This is a genomic window from Streptomyces sp. NPDC058145, from assembly GCF_042884245.1.
In the GTDB taxonomy this organism is placed as follows: Bacteria; Actinomycetota; Actinomycetes; order Streptomycetales; family Streptomycetaceae; genus Streptomyces.
In genome coordinates this window covers 1-16,823 of the sequence record NZ_JBHVUH010000041.1, presented here as the reverse complement: position 1 = coordinate 16,823, position 16,823 = coordinate 1, and the positions used below count along the sequence as shown (strand labels likewise).

The 16,823-nt window shown below is 71.1% G+C and carries 2 protein-coding genes; both read right to left on the bottom strand.

The features are described 5' to 3' along the window. The coding region (locus tag ACFVVO_RS38705) for an amino acid adenylation domain-containing protein (protein WP_390061561.1) at positions 1-8,225 on the bottom strand (8,225 nt) is incomplete at its 3' end. A gap of 402 nt (positions 8,226-8,627) precedes the next feature. Beyond that, the gene (locus tag ACFVVO_RS38700; protein ID WP_390061559.1) at positions 8,628-16,775 is read right to left on the bottom strand and encodes a type I polyketide synthase; all 8,148 of its coding nucleotides are present in this window, start codon (positions 16,773-16,775) and stop codon (positions 8,628-8,630) included. Positions 16,776-16,823: the final 48 nt, after the last annotated feature.

The following is a 16,823-nucleotide window of genomic DNA, read 5'->3' as shown; positions in this document are numbered from 1 at the left end:
ATCACATACGCGAGATGATCCGGACGCACAGGACAGATCCGGTCGGCATCCGAAGGCGCACGGTCCACCACCGGCCGCTCATCATCGAGATACACCCGCGGCACACCCACCGCCGGCAACACCCCATCCGTCACCCGATCCGTCACCACCACCAACGGGTCCGCATCCGCGAGCACATACTCCAACCGCGGCCCCGGATACCGCGGATCCACCGGCAGATACGCACCACCCGCCTTCACCACCGCCAACAACCCCACCACCAGATCCACCGAACGCCCCGCCGCCACCGCGACCACCACATCCGGCCCGACCCCACACCCGATCAACTCAAACGCCAACGCATTCGCCCGAGCATCCAACTCCCCATACGACAAAGACACATCACCAGAAACCACCGCCACCGCACCAGGCGACCGCGCCACCCACCCCTCAAACACATCCGACAACAACGACTCACCCACCCCGAACCCCGAACCGTTCCACCCCTCCACCACCAACGACCGCTCCCCAACCCCCAACACATCCACACCCCGCACCGACACCCCCGGCACAGCCACCACCCACTCCAACACCCGCACAAACCGCGCCACCAACAACTCCGCCGCACCACGATCGAAGACATCAAGTGCGTACTCGAGACTTCCGTGCAGCCCGTCCCCGTCCGTCGTGTCGTCCTCGACGAGCCGGACGGTGAGGTCGAACTTCGACGTGTCGTTGGGGATCGGTTCGACCGTCACCTGGAGGTCCGGGGAGGTGGTGGCGGGCAGGACGTCCTTGTTCCAGACGAACGCGACCTGGAACAGGGGGTGGTAGGCCGTGGAGCGCTCGGGGTTGAGCAGCTCGACCAGCCGCTCGAAGGGGAGGTCCTGGTTGTCGTAGGCCGCGAGCGCCTTGTCCCGGACCTGGTCCACGACCTGCTCGAACGACCGGTCGCCCGACAGGTCGACCCGCAGCACCCAGTTGTTGGCGAAGTACCCGATGAGGTCGTTGAGGTCCTCGTCCGTGCGGCCCGCGATCGGTGAACCCATGACGACGTCCTCGCCGGCGCCCAGCCGGGACAGCAGGACGGCGAGCGCCGCCTGGAGCACGATCGGCGGTGTCGCGGCGTGCCGGTGGGCCAGCGCCTCCACCGCGGCGGACAGTTCCGGCGTGATGCGGAACTCGACGGTGTCGCCGCGGTAGCTCGGGCGTGGCGGTCGAGGCCGGTCGGTGGGCAGGGCCAGCGGTTGCGGCGAACCGGACAACTCCGCCCGCCAAAAGTCCAGTTGACGCGCCGCCAGGCTGTCGGGGTCGGAGACGTCTCCCAGCAGGTCCTGCTGCCACAGCGTGTAGTCGGCGTACTGGACGGGCAGCGGCTCCCACTCGGGGGCGGAGCCGGCCGTGCGTGCCTCATGGGCCGTCGCGAGGTCGCGGGCCAGAGGGGCGATGGACGCGCCGTCGCCGGCGATGTGGTGCATGAGCAGGACGAGCACGTACTCCTGCGGTCCGACCGTAAGCAGGGTCACCCGGATCGGGATCTCGGACTCCAGCGCGAACCGGTGCGCCACCGTCTGCGCGATCGCGTCCGCCACCTGGTCTTCCGTTACCGGATGCACGGGGACCTCGATCGACACGTCCTGCGGCGACAGGATCCGCTGGAACGCCACGCCCCGCTCGTCCTCGCCGATCACCGTGCGCAGACTCTCGTGCCGCAGCACCACGTCACGCACGGCGGCGGTCAGCACGTCCACGTCGAGCGCGCCGCGCAGCCGCAGGGCGACGGGCATGTTGTACGTGACCGACGGGCCCTCGAAGCGGTACAGGAACCACAGCCGGCTCTGCGCGAAGGACAGCGGCAGCCGCTCGGGGCGCGGGGCGGCCGCTACCCGGGGCCGGGCCTTCGCGGCCGAGTCGAGGTGCGCCGCGAACCGCGCCACCGTCGGATGGTCGAAGACGGCCCGGATCGGCACTTCCGCCCCGAAGGCCCGTCTGACCTTTCCGATCAGCCGGGTCGCGCGCAGCGAATGCCCGCCGAGGGCGAAGAAGTTGTCGTCGACGCCGATCCGTTCGACCTCCAGCACCTCGGCGAAGAGTTCGGTGAGGCGTACTTCCGTGGCCGACCGCGGGGCGTGGTAGTCGCCTCCGGTGAACACCGGTGCGGGCAGGGCGGCGCGGTCGACCTTGCCGTTCACCGTCAGGGGCAGGCGCTCCAGTTCGACGAAGGCCGCCGGGACCATGTACTCAGGGAGCCGCTCGGTGAGGAGGGCGCGGACCTGGGCGGCGAGGTCGTTCGTGGGGTGGGCCGGGTCCGGCACCAGGTAGGCCACCAGTTGTCTGGAGCCGTTCACGGCGTCGGTCGCGCGGGCCTGGACGACGGCCTGGGCGACGGCGGGGTGGCCGGTGAGCACGGCCTCGACCTCGCCCGGCTCGACGCGGAAGCCGCGCACCTTCACCTGGGCGTCGTTGCGGCCGACGTAGACGAGTTCGCCGGAGCGGGTCCAGCGGACCAGGTCGCCGGTGCGGTAGAGACGCCGGCCCTCACGGAACGGGTCCGCGACGAAGCGGGCGGCGGTGAGGCCGGGGCGGTCCAGGTAGCCGCGGGCCAGGCCGGCTCCGGCCAGGTGGAGTTCGCCGACCACGCCGGGCGGTACCGGGCGCAGGCCGCCGTCGAGGACGTAGGCGCGCATGTTGTCCAGCGGCCGGCCGATCGGCACGCCCGCTGAGAGGTCCTCGTCGTGGGTGAAGGCGTGGGTGACCGCGAAGGTCGTGGTCTCGGTGGGGCCGTAGCCGTTGATCACCTGGACGCCGGGGCAGTGCCGCCACAGTTGCCGCAGGGCGGCGACGGGCAGCGCGTCGCCACCCGCCCACAGCGCGGACAGGCCCGCGAGACAGGTCGGGTCCTGGTCGACGACGGTGGCGAACAGGCCTACCGACAGCCACAGTGCCGTCAGGGCGTGAGTGTCCACGAGTTCGCGCAGCGCCGGCGCGTCCAGGGCGTCGCGCGCGGGTGCCACGACGGCGCAGCCGCCCGTCAGCAGCGGGACCCAGATCTCGAAGGTGCTGGCGTCGAAGGCCGGGGAGGAGTGGACCAGTACGCGGTGCGCTCCGGCGAACCGGTGGTCGGTCGCGAGGGCGACGATGTCCTCGTGGGTGGTGACCACGCCCTTGGGCACACCCGTCGACCCGGAGGTGTACATGACGTAGGCGACGCCGGTCGCCCTGGACGGGCCGGCTGTCCCGGCCGTGGCCGCAGCGCCGTCCGAGGCCTCGAACTCGTCCAGGGTGCGTACCTCGACGCCGGTCCGCGGTACGGCGGCGGCGGACTCCGGTGTGGCGAGGACCAGGACCGGCCGGGCGTCGGCCAGAACGAACTCGAGGCGCTCGCGCGGGTATTCCACGTCGAACGGCAGGTATCCGGCGCCGGATTTGAGCACCGCGAGCTGGGCCACGATCAGGTCGGCCGAGCGCGGTACGGCGAGTGCCACCAGGGTCTCCGGTCCGGCGCCCCAGCGGGTCAGCGCCGCGGCGACGCGGTCCGAGCGGGCGTCCAGTTCCCGGTAGGTGAGGGTGGTGTCCGTCCCCGTCAGGGCGGGGGCGTCGGGGGTGCGGGCCACCTGGGCGGCGAACGCCTCGGGCACGGTGCGGGGTTCGGCCTCGCGCGCCGTGTCGTTCCAGTCCGTCAGTACGAGCCGCCGTTCGTCCGCGTCCAGGATCTCGACGCCGGTGAGCGCGTTCGCCGGGGTGGCCAGGACCTGTTCCAGGACCCGGACGAAGCGGGCGGTGAGCCGTTCGGCGGTGCTCCGGTCGAACAGGTCCCTCGCGTACTCCAGGAAGCCCCGGAATCCACCGCCGTCGGCCGCGGACAGCGTCAGGGTGAGGTCGAACTTGGCGACCTGGAGACCGTCGGCCATGTTCATGTGCGGTTCGAAGGTCACTCCGGGGGCGACCAGTTCGGGCCACAGGCCGTCGTGCCAGACGAACATCACCTGGAACAGCGGGTGGTAGGCGGTGGACCGTTCCGGGTTGAGCAGTTCCACCAGCCGTTCGAAGGGCAGGTCCTGGTGGGCGTAGGCGGCCAGCGCCTTGTCCCGGACGTCCTCGATCAGCTCCCTGAAGGACGAGTGCTGCGAGAGGTCGGCGCGCAGCACCCAGTTGTTGACGAAGAAGCCGATCAGGTTCTCGAGGTCGGTGTCCGTGCGGCCGGAGATCGGCGACCCGATCGTCACGTCGTCGCCGGCGCCGAGCCGGGACAGCAGCACCGCCAGCGCCGCCTGCAGCACGATCGGTGTGGTGGCGCCGTGCTCCCGCGCCAGCCGCTCCACCGCGTCGGCCAGTGCGGCGTCCACGGCGAACTCGACGGTGTCGCCCCGGTAGCTGGGCCGGGCGGGCCGCGGCCGGTCGGCGGGCAGCGCCAACGGCTGCGGGGCATCCGTCAACTCAGCGCGCCAGTGCTCCAGTTGCCGTGCCGCCAGGCTCCCGGGGTCGGACACCTCGCCCAGCAGGTCGCGCTGCCAGAGCGTGTAGTCCGCGTACTGCACGGGCAGCGGCGTCCAGGCCGGTGCGTGTCCGGCCGTGCGGGCCGTGTACGCCGCCACCAGGTCCTGGGTCAGCGGGGCCATCGAGGCGCCGTCACCGGCGATGTGGTGCATCACCAGCACCAGCACGTTCTCGCCCCGCCCGTCCCGCAGCAGGCAGGCGCGTACCGGTACGTCGGTGCGGAGGTCGAAGCGGTGCTCCAGCTCCCGGGCGATCACCGCGTCGATGCCGTCCGCCGTGACGGTACGGGTCACCAGGCCGGCGGTGACCTCGTGCGGCGGCAGGATCCGCTGGTGGGCGACGTGCTCCTCGTCCTCGTCGAACACGGTGCGCAGACTCTCGTGCCGCAGCACCACGTCCCGGAAGGCCGCCGCCAGCGCCTCCGCGTCGACGGTTCCGTGCAGTTGCAGGACGACGGGCAGGTTGTAGGTCGCCGACGGGCCCTCGAACCGGTACAGGAACCACAGCCGGCTCTGCGCGTACGACAGCGGCAGCCGCTCGGGGCGCGCCACCGGTTCGACCCGCGGCCGTACCGGCACGATGGACGCGCCGTCCGGCCCGGTCCCGATGCGCGGGAGCAGCCGGGCCACCGTGGGGTGGTCGAAGACCGCGCGGATCGGCACCTCGGTCCCGAAGGCCCGGCGCACCTTGCCGATCAGCCGCGCCGCCGCCAGCGAGTGCCCCCCGAGGGCGAAGAAGTCGTCGTCCAGGCCGACCCGTTCGACCTCCAGCACCTCGGCGAAGATACCCGCCAGCAGCTTCTCCTCCACCGATCCCGGCGCCCGGTACTCCCCGTCGGCGAGCACCGGGGCGGGCAGGGCTGTCCGGTCCAGCTTGCCGTTCACCGTCAACGGCAGCCTGTCCATGAGGACGAACGCCGCCGGCACCATGAACTCGGGCAGCCGTTCCGCCAGATACGCCCGCAGCCGATCGGCCACGGCGTCCTCGCTGTGAGCCACGGCCCCCTCGCCGTCGTTCCCGGCGCCCTCTACGACGACGTACGCGACCAGTTGCCTGGTCACCTCACCCCGGGCCCGGTCGCCGGTGCTGTCCCGCACGATCACCGCGGACCGGCTCACCTCCGGGTGTCCGGCGAGGACCGTTTCCACCTCGCCGGGCTCGATCCGGAAGCCGCGGATCTTCACCTGGTGGTCGGCCCGTCCGACGAACAGCAGCTCGCCGGACCTGCTCCAGCGCACCAGATCGCCGGACCGGTACATGCGCCCGCCGGCCGGGTCGAACGGGTCGGCCACGAACCGCGAGGCCGTCAGGTCCGGCCGCGACAGATAGCCGCGCGCCAGGCCCGCGCCCGCGATGTACAGCTCGCCCACCACACCGGGCGGCACCGGCACCAGGCCGGGGCCGAGGACGTACACCCGCACGTTGTCCATCGGCACCCCGATCGGCACGCCCGCGGACACGTCCTCGCCGGGCCGCACCTCGTGGGTGAGGCAGCAGGTCGTGATCTCGGACGGGCCGTAGGCGTTGCCGATCAGCGTGCCCGGGCAGTGGACGCGCATCTGTTCCACAGTGGTGACCGGCAGCACGTCGCCGCCGGTCCAGAGCTGGGACATGCCGGCCAGGCTCGTCGGGTCCTGCTCCACGACCGCCGCGAACAGACCGGTGGGCAGCAGTGTGCTCGACAGCCGCTGCCGGCCGATGAGTTCCCGCAGGGCCACCGCGTCGACGTTCCCCGGCGGCGCCACGACCACGCTGCCCCCGGTCAGCAGCGGGATCCAGATCTCCCAGGTGGCGGCGTCGAAGGACAGGGAGGAGTGCAGCAGCACCCGTTCCAGGCCGGCGAACCGCCGGTCGGTGGCGAGCGCCACCACGTCCTCGTGGGTGATCATCACGCCCTTGGGGCCGCCCGTGGACCCGGAGGTGTACATGACGTAGGCCAGGCCCGAGGGCGTGGCGGGGCCGCCGGGCGCCCGGGCCGGACCGGTGTCCTCGACGGTGCTCCCGGCCACTTCCTCGGCGGCTGCCGCCGCGACGCCCACGGACGCGTCCTCCGTGTCGTCCTCCGCGAGGTCCTCGGTGCCGTCGAGTTCGGTGAACGTGAGGGTGGTGACGGTGGTGTGTGCCAGTGCCGGTGCCGGTTCGGCGGCAGTGAGCACCAGGGCGGTACCGGTGAGCAGGGTCTCGATCCGCTCCGGCGGGTAGTCCAGGTTCACCGGTACGTAGGCGGCGCCGGCCTTCAGCGTGGCGAACATGGCCACCAGGAACTCCACCGAGGGCGCGAACGCCAGCGCCACCAGGTCCTCCCGCCGCACGCCGTGGCGTACGAGCCGGCGCGCCAGGCGGCTCGACCACGCGTCCAGCTCCGCGTAGGTCAGCGTCCGGTCGCCGGACACGATCGCCGGCGCCTGCGGGGTCCGTCGCACATGCCGGCCGAAGACGTCGAGGATGGTGCCCGGCACCGGAGGGCACGCGGTGTCGTTCCATTCCACCAGCACCCGCCGAGCCAGTGCCTCGTCCATCATCTCGACCAGGCTCACCGGCACGTACGGGTCGTCGACGACCGAGCGGACCAGGCCGAGCAACTGATCGAGGAAGAGGTCCAGGTCGGCCTCGCCGTACAGGGTGGCGTTGCCGTCGACGTAAACGGACATCCCGTGCCCGGGGCGCGCGTCACCGAGCACGGTGATCGTGAGGTCCTGGACGGCGCCGAACCGGATGGTGTCGATGTGGCCCCGGGCGTCACCGAAGTCCAGCGTGTCCACCCACGGGATGATGTTCAGGTTGTGCCCGAACACGTTGACACCGGCGTTGGAGACACCGATCGCGTTGCGGATGTCGGAGATCTGCATCAGCCCGTGCGTGGCGACGGCCCGCTGCTGGTTCGTCATGTCGTGGGCGATGTCGTGGAAGCTCGCGTCCACCGGCACCGACAGCCGCACCGGGACCAGCCCGGACATCAGCCCGGGCGAAGTGGCGCTCGCGCCCGACCGGTTGGCCCCGGCGACACAGAACACGAACTCCTGGAGCCCGCACATCCGGCCGTAGAACACTGCGGCCGCGCCCGAGAGCAGACCGCTGACCGACAGTCCGATCGACTCGGCGACCTGCTCCCACTCGGTCAGCTCGGCCCGCGAGACCACGGCGCTGCGGCGCACCATGTCGGACCGGTCCGAACTGCGTTCACCCGGCAGCAGGACCGGGGCGGGGAGATCGGAGAGATACTCCCGCCAGAACTCCTGGTCGGCCGCGAACTGTTCGGACGCCCGGTACCGGGAGTCCTCCTCGGCGATCACGCCCGCGTCCCCGAACGTCGCCTCCGGTGCCGGACGTCCCGCCCGCGCCGCCGCGTACAGCTCGGCGACCCGTGAGACGAGCATCGACATGCCGAACCCGTCGGTCACCAGGTGGTGGAAGCCCATGAACAGCCAGAAGCGCGACTCCGACAGCCGGATCGTGCCGGCCCGGAACAGGATGTCGCGGTCGAGGTCGAAGACGCGCGCAGCCAGGGTCTCCACGAGCGCCCGCGCCGCCGCCTCCGGGTCGGGCTCGGCACTCACGTCACTGTGGAACGGCGCCCACGCCCCGGCGTCGACGACGATCTGCCGCAGCCCGTCCTCGGTCTCGCGGAAGTTGACCCGGAGGCCTTCCGCCTCCTCCAGGAGGGTACGGAATACGGTGTCGAACAGCGCGACGTCCGGGACGCCCTCCACATCCGCCACGAGACTCGGGTTGTTGGGGATATCCGGCATCAAACGCTGTGCCAGCCACAGTTCCTTCTGCGCCGACGACATACCGAACGAACGCGAAGGATGCATCTCTACCCTCTCGGAAGTCGCGCGGCATCTCGGAACTCGCGTGGCATGACGCATTCACGGCCGCCGCCGTAATTTATGGCCGCCGGTTCGGCCCCATCAACCCTGAGCAACACCGCCCCGACCGCCCGCCGATGGCCATCGATGCCCCCTTGAGCTGCGACGACCGTGATTCACGGGCAATGAACGAGGGCCGGGTGCGGAAGCTCCGCACCCGGCCCAGAAGCACTGTCCGAAGAAGCCGGCCGGCCGACGCTCAGGTCGCTCCCGCGATCGACCGGATATGGGTCCTGACCGGTCGCGGTCCTCGATCGCCGTCGCCGGAAACGGCTGCTGGAATCAACTGCCGGAATCGGACGCCGGAATCAATTGCTGATGAAGGTGATGGGCGAGTTCCTCGGACGTCGGATTACTGTAGACGACCATCGCGGGCACGGCCAGGCCGGTCGCGCCGCGCAGCCGATTGCGCAGTTGGATGCCCCCGAGGGAATCCAGGCCCAGATGCTGAATGGGAACAGCGACGTCCACTTCATCGGCACGCTCATGGCCGAGCACGGCCGCCACCTGCGAGGTGACCAGGTCCAGCAGGAGCCGGCGCTGTTCCGCCGGATCGGCTGCACGCAACCGGGACGCCAACCGCGACGCCGACTCACCTCCCGCCACCTTCCGCCGCGCCTTCGGCACCAATTCGGTCAGCAACGGGGCCAGCTCCCCCACCCCGGCCAGGCGACGCAGCGCGGCCGAATCCCAGCGCACACCGACCGCGTGCGCGGCGCCCCCGGTCAGCGCGGCGTCGAACACCTCGAGGGCCTGCCCGGTGCCGAGGGCCAGCACACCCTGGCCCCGTTGACGTTCGACCCCTTCGGCACCTAGATGCCTGGTCATCGCGCTCTCGAGCGCCCAGAGTCCCCAGGAGGTCGACTGTCCGGGCAGGCCGGATTGGCGTCGGTGTACGGCCAGTGCGTCGAGGAAGGCGTTCGCCGCGGCGTAGTTGGCCTGGCCCGGGCCGCCGAGCACCCCGGACAGGGACGAGACGACGGAGAACAGCGTCAGCGGCAGATCCTTCGTGGCCTCGTGCAGGTACCAGGCCGCGTCCGCCTTCGCCGCCAGGACCCGGTCGACACGCTCCGGGGTGAGCGAGCCGATCACGCCGTCGTCCAGCACACCGGCGGCGTGGACCACGCCACGGAGCGGGAAACCATCGGGGATCGAGCGCAGCAGGTCCGGAATCGCGGAACGGTCCGAGACATCGCAGGCCACGACACGCACCGTGGCACCGGCGGCTTCGAGGTCCGCGACCAACTCCGGGACGCCGTCGGCCGCGGCGCCCCGGCGAGAGGCCAGCACAACACAGCCAGACTGATGGGCCGCTACGAGGTGCCGGGCCAGAACACTGCCGACACCGCCGGTCCCACCGGTGACGATCACCGCACCATCCGCACCGATCCCGGTGTCGACAGGGTCCTCCGCCATGCCGGCACGGACGAGACGAGCGACGTGCACCGTCCCACCGCGGATCACTAGCTGGGGCTCGTTGAGGCCGGCGAGCTCTGCCGGGATGCCTCGGGTGTCGGTGTTGGTGTCAGTGTCGCTGTCGGTGTCGGTGTCGGTGTCGGTGTCGGTGTCGGTGTCGATCAGGACGATCCGCCCCGGGTTCTCCGACTGCGCCGACCGCACCAACCCCCACACCGCCGAAGCTGCCACATCCGTAACCGCTTCGCCCGGGAGGCACACCGCACCCCTGGTCACCACCACAAGCGTCGAACTCTCACACCGAGGTGAGGCGAGGAAGGACTGCACCACCTCAAGCGCCCGATGCACGCCGTGATGCACGGCATCCACCACTTCGGCCTCAGAACCCGAAACCCACTCCCACACCACAACAGGCGGCACGACCACGGCATCCGGATCCCAAGCGGCGTACGACACCACACCCGCCGCCGGCACCGACACCTCCCGCCACACCACCTCGAACAACCCATCCGGAGCCGAACTCACGGCAGCGGCCGCCATGGCCCGTTTGGACACCGGCCGTGTGACCAGTGAATCCACGCTCAGCACCAGGGCACCGCTCTCGTCGGCCACCTGCACCGACACCGCGTCCGCCCCGGCCGGGGCGATCCGCACCCGTACCGAAGTGGCGCCCTCGGCGTGGAGGGTGACCCCTTCCCAGGCGAAGGGGACGCGCACCTCGTCCGTGCCCGTGTCACCGGCCCCGCGCGTCGTGCCGAGAAGCTGTGCGTGCACCACCGCGTCCAGCAGAGCGGGGTGGATGCCGAATCCGTTCGTGTCCACGCCGGACGGGAGGCTCACCTCGGCGAAGACTTCCGGACCGCGTCGCCAGGCCGCGCGTACGCCCCGGAACACCGGCCCGTACTCGTAGCCCTGCCCGGCCAGTTCCTCGTAGGCGCTGTCCACGACGACCGGTCGGGCGCCCAGCGGCGGCCAGCGCTTCAGTCCGAACGCCGGTGGTGCGGCGGGCGTTTCGGCGGTCACCACGGCCTGTGCGTGCAGTGTCCAGGGCCCGTCGGGGTCGTCCGCCCGGCGGGAGTGGAACGACACCAGGCGGTCACCGGACTGGTCCGCCTCGGCGACCGTGACGTTGAGCTGCACGCCACCGGTCGCCGGGAGCACCAGGGGCTGCTGGAGGGTCAGTTCGCGTACGACGGGGCAGCCGGACCGGTCTCCGGCGTGCAGCGCCAGCTCGACGAAGCCTGCGCCCGGCACGAGCTGGTGCCCGAACACCGAGTGGTCGGCCAGCCAGGTGTGGCTGCGCGGTGAAGTGAGGCCGGTGAGCAACATGCCGTCGAGGGCCGGCAGTTCCGCCACCGCGCCCAGCATGGGGTGCTCGGCCGCGGTCAGTCCGGCGGACCCGACGTCCGACGAGCGGGTGGACGCGGTCGGCCAGTAACGCCGGTGCTGGAACCGGTAGGTGGGCAGGTCGAGCCATCGGCCGTCCGCGTGGAAGGCCGACCAGTCCACGTGGCCGCCCGCAGTGTGCAGCGCGGCGGCGGAGCGTACGAACTGGTCGAGACCGCCGGCGTCGCGGCGCAGCGTGCCCACGATGGTCGCGGGTCCGGCGGACTCGCAGATCTCCTCCATGCCCACGGTCAGTACGGGGTGCGGACTGATCTCGACGAGGTGTCCGTGACCGTCGTGGAGGGCGGCACGGGTGGCGTCCTCGAAGCGCACGGTCTGCCGCACGCTCTCGTACCAGTAGGTGCCGGTCAGCGCGGCCGTGTCGAGGGCCGCGCCGGTCACGGTGGAGTAGTACGGGATCTTCGACGAGCGGGGCGTGACATCGGCCAGTGCCTTGAGCAGGCGTTCGCGCAGCGACTCCATCTGCGGTGAGTGCGAGGGATAGTCCACCGCGATGCGCCGATACCTGATCCCGGCGTCCTCGCAGTCGGCCAGGAAGGCGTCCACCTCGTCGTGGGCACCGGACACGACCGTCGTCGACGGGTTGTTCACCGCCGCCACGGCCAGCGTCTTCGCTCCCGTGATTCCCGCGCGGACGGCGGCGACCGGTGCCATGACCGAGACCATCGTGCCCGTACCGGCCACCTCGGTCAGGGCGATGGACCGCAGCAGCACGATGCGCGCCGCGTCCTGGAGGGTCAGGGCTCCGGCGACGTAGGCGGCGGCGATCTCTCCCTGCGAGTGGCCGATGACCGCGTCCGGCACGACCCCGAACGACCGCCAAAGCGCCGCCAGCGAGACCATGATCGCGAACAGCACCGGCTGGAGTATGTCGACGCGGTCGATGTCCGGGGTGCCCGGGGTGCCGTACAGGACGTCCAGGAGGGACCAGTCGACGAACTCGGTGAAGGCCTCGTCGCAATGGGTCATCTCCGCGGCGAAGGCCGGTGAGGAGTCCATGAGTTCCCGGCCCATCCCCAGCCACTGCGAGCCCTGACCGGGGAAGACGAACACCACACCGCCCGTGCCACCGGCTCCGCCGCGGGCGGAGCCGGTGACGACCCCGGGGTTCTCCCGCCGCGCGGCGAGGTCGGCGAGGCCGGTCAGGAGCTCCTGCCGGCCGGCGCCGATCACCACCGCCCGGTGGTCGAACGCCGAACGCCGGGAGAGGGAGAACGACACGTCGACGACCCGGGAGTCGGAGCCGTCCCGGCCGAGCCAGTCGGTGAGCACGGCAGCCTGGTCGGCCAGCGCTTCGGGGGTCTTGGCCGACAGGGGCCATACGCCGACGACGACGCCGCCGGGTTCCTCGTGGGGTTCCGCGTCCGGGGCAGCGCCGGTCTCCGGGGCTTGTTCGATGATGACGTGGGCGTTGGTGCCCGAGAGGCCGAACGAGGACACGCCCGCCCGTCGGGGGCGGTTCGGCTGCGGCCATGCGCGTTCCGCCGCGAGCAGTTCCACCCGGCCCGCGGTCCAGTCCACGTGCGACGAGGGTGCGTCCACGTGCAGCGTGCGGGGCAGCATGCCGTGCCGCAGCGCCTCGATCATCTTGATCACACCGCCCACACCGGCAGCAGCCTGAGTGTGACCGACATTCGACTTCAGCGACCCCAGCCACAAAGGCTCGGTATCCGCGGGCCGCTGCCCATACGTCGCCAGGAGCGCCTGCGCCTCGATCGGATCACCCAGCACCGTGCCGGTGCCATGGGCCTCGACCGCGTCGACGTCCGCCGCGGTCAACCCGGCCGACGCCAGCGCCGCCCGGATCACCCGCTGCTGGGAAGGGCCGTTGGGAGCGGTCAGACCGTTGGAGGCGCCGTCCTGGTTCACCGCCGAACCCGCCACCACGGCGAGCACGGGATGCCGGTTACGGCGGGCGTCCGAAAGCCGCTCCAGCAACAGCACACCGACGCCTTCACCCCAGCCGGTGCCATCCGCTGCCTCGGCGAACGCCTTGCACCGCCCGTCGACGGCCAGCCCCCGCTGCCGCGAGAACTCCACGAACGTCTCCGGCGTCGCCATCACCGTCACACCACCGGCCAACGCCAGATCACACTCACCCGCCCGCAACGCCTGCGCCGCAAGATGCAACGCCACCAACGACGACGAACACGCCGTATCCACCGTCACCGCCGGGCCTTCCAACCCGAGTGCATACGAGACCCGGCCGGACACCACCGATCCCATGACACCGGTGCTGAAGCCCTCGGTGTCGTCGGTCGCGCCGTCGGCGGCCCGGAGGTAGTCCTGCGACATCACACCGGCGAAGACACCGGTCCGCGAACCCCGCAGACCCTGCGGGTCGACCCCGGACCGCTCGATCGCCTCCCAGCACACCTCCAGCAACAACCGCTGCTGCGGATCCATCGCCACCGCCTCACGCGGCGAAATGCCGAAGAACCCCGCGTCAAAGCCGGCCACATCGGCAAGGAAACCGCCCCGGCCGACATACGACTTCCCCGATGCCTCGGGATCCGGGTCGAGCACCTCGTCCAGGTTCCAGCCCCGGTCGGTCGGGAACCCTCCGATGCCGTCCGCACCGCTCGACACCAGGCGCCAGAGATCCTCAGGCGATGCGACACCACCGGGATAGCGGCAGCCCATCCCGACGACCACGACGGGGTCCGATTCCGGGTCCGTTGCAGCCGTGGCGGGTGCCTGGATCGTACGGTCGGCGTGCGGTTCGGTGTCCTCCGGGAGCAGTCGTTCGAGGAGGAAGTCCGCCAGCGTCTGTGCGGTCGGGTAGTCGAACACCAGCGATGCGGGGAGGTTCAGGGCGGTGGCGGTCTGGAGGCGGTTGCGGACGTTGACACCGCCGAGGGAGTCGAGGCCGAGATCCTTGAACGCGGCTGTGGGTCCCACGGCGTCGGCACGGTCATGGCCCAGCACCGCCGCCACCGTGGAGCGCACCAGCTCGGTCAACAGCCGGCGCCGGCCGGCCGGATCGGTGCCGCGTAGCCGGGACACCAACTGCGGCACGGACTCCCCCGCCGCTGCGGTTCGCCGCACCGCCGGTATCAACTCCCGCAGCAAAGGCATCAGTTCGCCAGCAGCGGCCAGGCGGCGCAGTGTGGGCAGGTCCCAGCGAACGCCGACCAGGTGACTCGCACCGTCGGCAGTGGCCGCGTCGAACAGCTCTACCGCTTGATCGGGCGTCAAGGGCACTACGCCGCCCGCGCGAAGCTGCGCGAGCTCATCGGCACCGATCCGGCCACCCATGCCTCCGGCTTCGGCCCAGAGTCCCCAGGAGGTCGACTGTCCGGGCAGGCCGGATTGGCGTCGGTGTACGGCCAGTGCGTCGAGGAAGGCGTTCGCCGCGGCGTAGTTGGCCTGGCCCGGGCCGCCGAGTACCCCGGAGAGGGACGAGACGACGGAGAACAGCGTCAGCGGCAGATCCTTCGTGGCCTCGTGCAGGTACCAGGCCGCGTCCGCCTTCGCCGCCAGGACCCGGTCGACACGCTCCGGGGTGAGCGAGCCGATCACGCCGTCGTCGAGGACACCGGCGGCATGAACCACACCACGCAACTCGAAGCCGTCCGGCACCGAACCCACGAGGTCCACTACCGCGGCACGGTCCGACACGTCGCAGGCCACGACACGCACCGTGGCGCCGGCGGCTTCGAGTTCCGCGACCAACTCCGGTACGCCGTCGGCCGCGGCGCCCCGGCGAGAGGCCAGCACAACACAGCCGGACTGATGGGCCTCGACGAGGTGCCGGGCCAGGACACTCCCCACGCCGCCGGTCCCACCGGTGACGATCACCGCACCATCCGCACCGATCCCGGTGTCGACAGGGTCCTCCGCCATGCCGGCACGGACGAGACGAGCGACGTGCACCGTCCCACCGCGGATCACTAGCTGGGGCTCGTTGAGGCCAGTGAGCTCTGCCGGGATGCCTTGGGTGTCGGTGTCGGTGTCAGTGTCGCTGTCGCTGTCGCTGTCGCTGTCGCTGTCGGTGTCGGTGTCGGTGTCGGTGTCGATCAGGACGATCCGCCCCGGGTTCTCCGACTGCGCCGACCGCACCAACCCCCACACCGCCGAAGCCGCCACATCCGTAACATCATCGCCCGGGAGGCACACCGCACCCCTGGTCACCACCACAAGCGTCGAACTCACACACCGAGGTGAGGCGAGGAAGGACTGCACCACCTCCAGCGCCCGATGCACGCCGTCGTGCATCGACGCCACCGCATCGGCACCGGGCTCCGAAACCCACTCCCACACCACCACCGGCGGCACGACCACGGCATCCGGATCCCAAGCGGCGTACGACACCACACCCGCCGCCGGGACCGACACCTCCCGCCACGCCACCTCGAACAACCCATCCGGAGCCGAACTCACGGCAGCGGCCGCTGCCAGAGCTTCCTGCGACATCGGCCGCGTCACGAGCGAGTCGACACTCAGCACCAAGGCACCGCTCTCGTCGACCACCTGCACCGAGGCCGCATCAGCACCCACCGGAGCAATCCGCACCCGCACCGACGAGGCACCCACCGCGTGCAGCGAGACCCCGTCGAACAGGAACGGAACCCGCACCTCGTCCACGCCCGAACGTGTAGCCGCAGCGGTGAGAAGGGGGGCGTGAACCACGGCGTCCAGGAGCGCCGGATGTATCCCGAACCCCGTGACGTCCGTGGCGGACGGCAGCTTCACCTCGGCGTAGATCTCGCTGCCGCGTCGCCAGGCCGCGCGCACACCGCGAAACGCAGGCCCGTATCCGTAGCCCTGTCCGGCCAGTCCCTCGTACGCCGCCCGGACATCGACCGCCAGCGCGCCGACCGGCGGCCACTCCGACTCAGGCCATGCGTTCTCGTCCCGGGCGCCGGGACTGGCGGGAGCGAGCGTGCCCTGTGCGTGCAGAACCCACTCACCGTCGCCGGTGTCGGGGCGGGAGTGGATCCTCACCTCACGGGTCCCGGCCGCCTCGGGCTCGCCTACGACGACGTGCACCTGGACCCCGCCGCGCTCGGGGAGCAGCAGCGGGGCGGTCGTCGCCAGCTCCCGCACCACCGGGCACCCGACCTCGTCACCGGCCCGCACCGCCAGCTCCAGCAGGACCGAGGCGGGCACCATCGCGAGGCCCGAGACATCGTGATCAGCGAGCCACGGCTGGGCCGACCTCGACAGTTGCCCCGTCAACAGCAGACTCGAAGAGTCCGGCAGCTTCACGACCGCGCCCAACATGGGGTGATCCGCCGGGGCCAGACCGGCTGCGCCGACGTCACCCTGCTGCTTGGTCGGCGTGAGCCAGTACCGTTCACGCTGGAACGCGTATGTCGGCACGTCCACCAGCCGACCGCCCGCACACCAGGGCCGCCACGACACCGGAACCCCGGACACGAACAACTGGCCAAGCCCGGAGATCAAGGCCGTGGACTCCGGACCCCGGCGAGACAGCAACGGGACCACAGACGGTACCTCGACACCCTCAGCCGCGTCCTCCAGCGTGCTCACCACGGCCGAGACCAGCGCGCCCGGCCCCAGCTCCACGAACCGACTCACCCGCTGCTCGGCCACATACGTCACCGCGTCCGCGAAGCGCACCGCCTCCCGCGCATGCCGCACCCAGTACTCCGCCGACCCGAACCCGGCAGCAACATCAGCCGCCTCCCC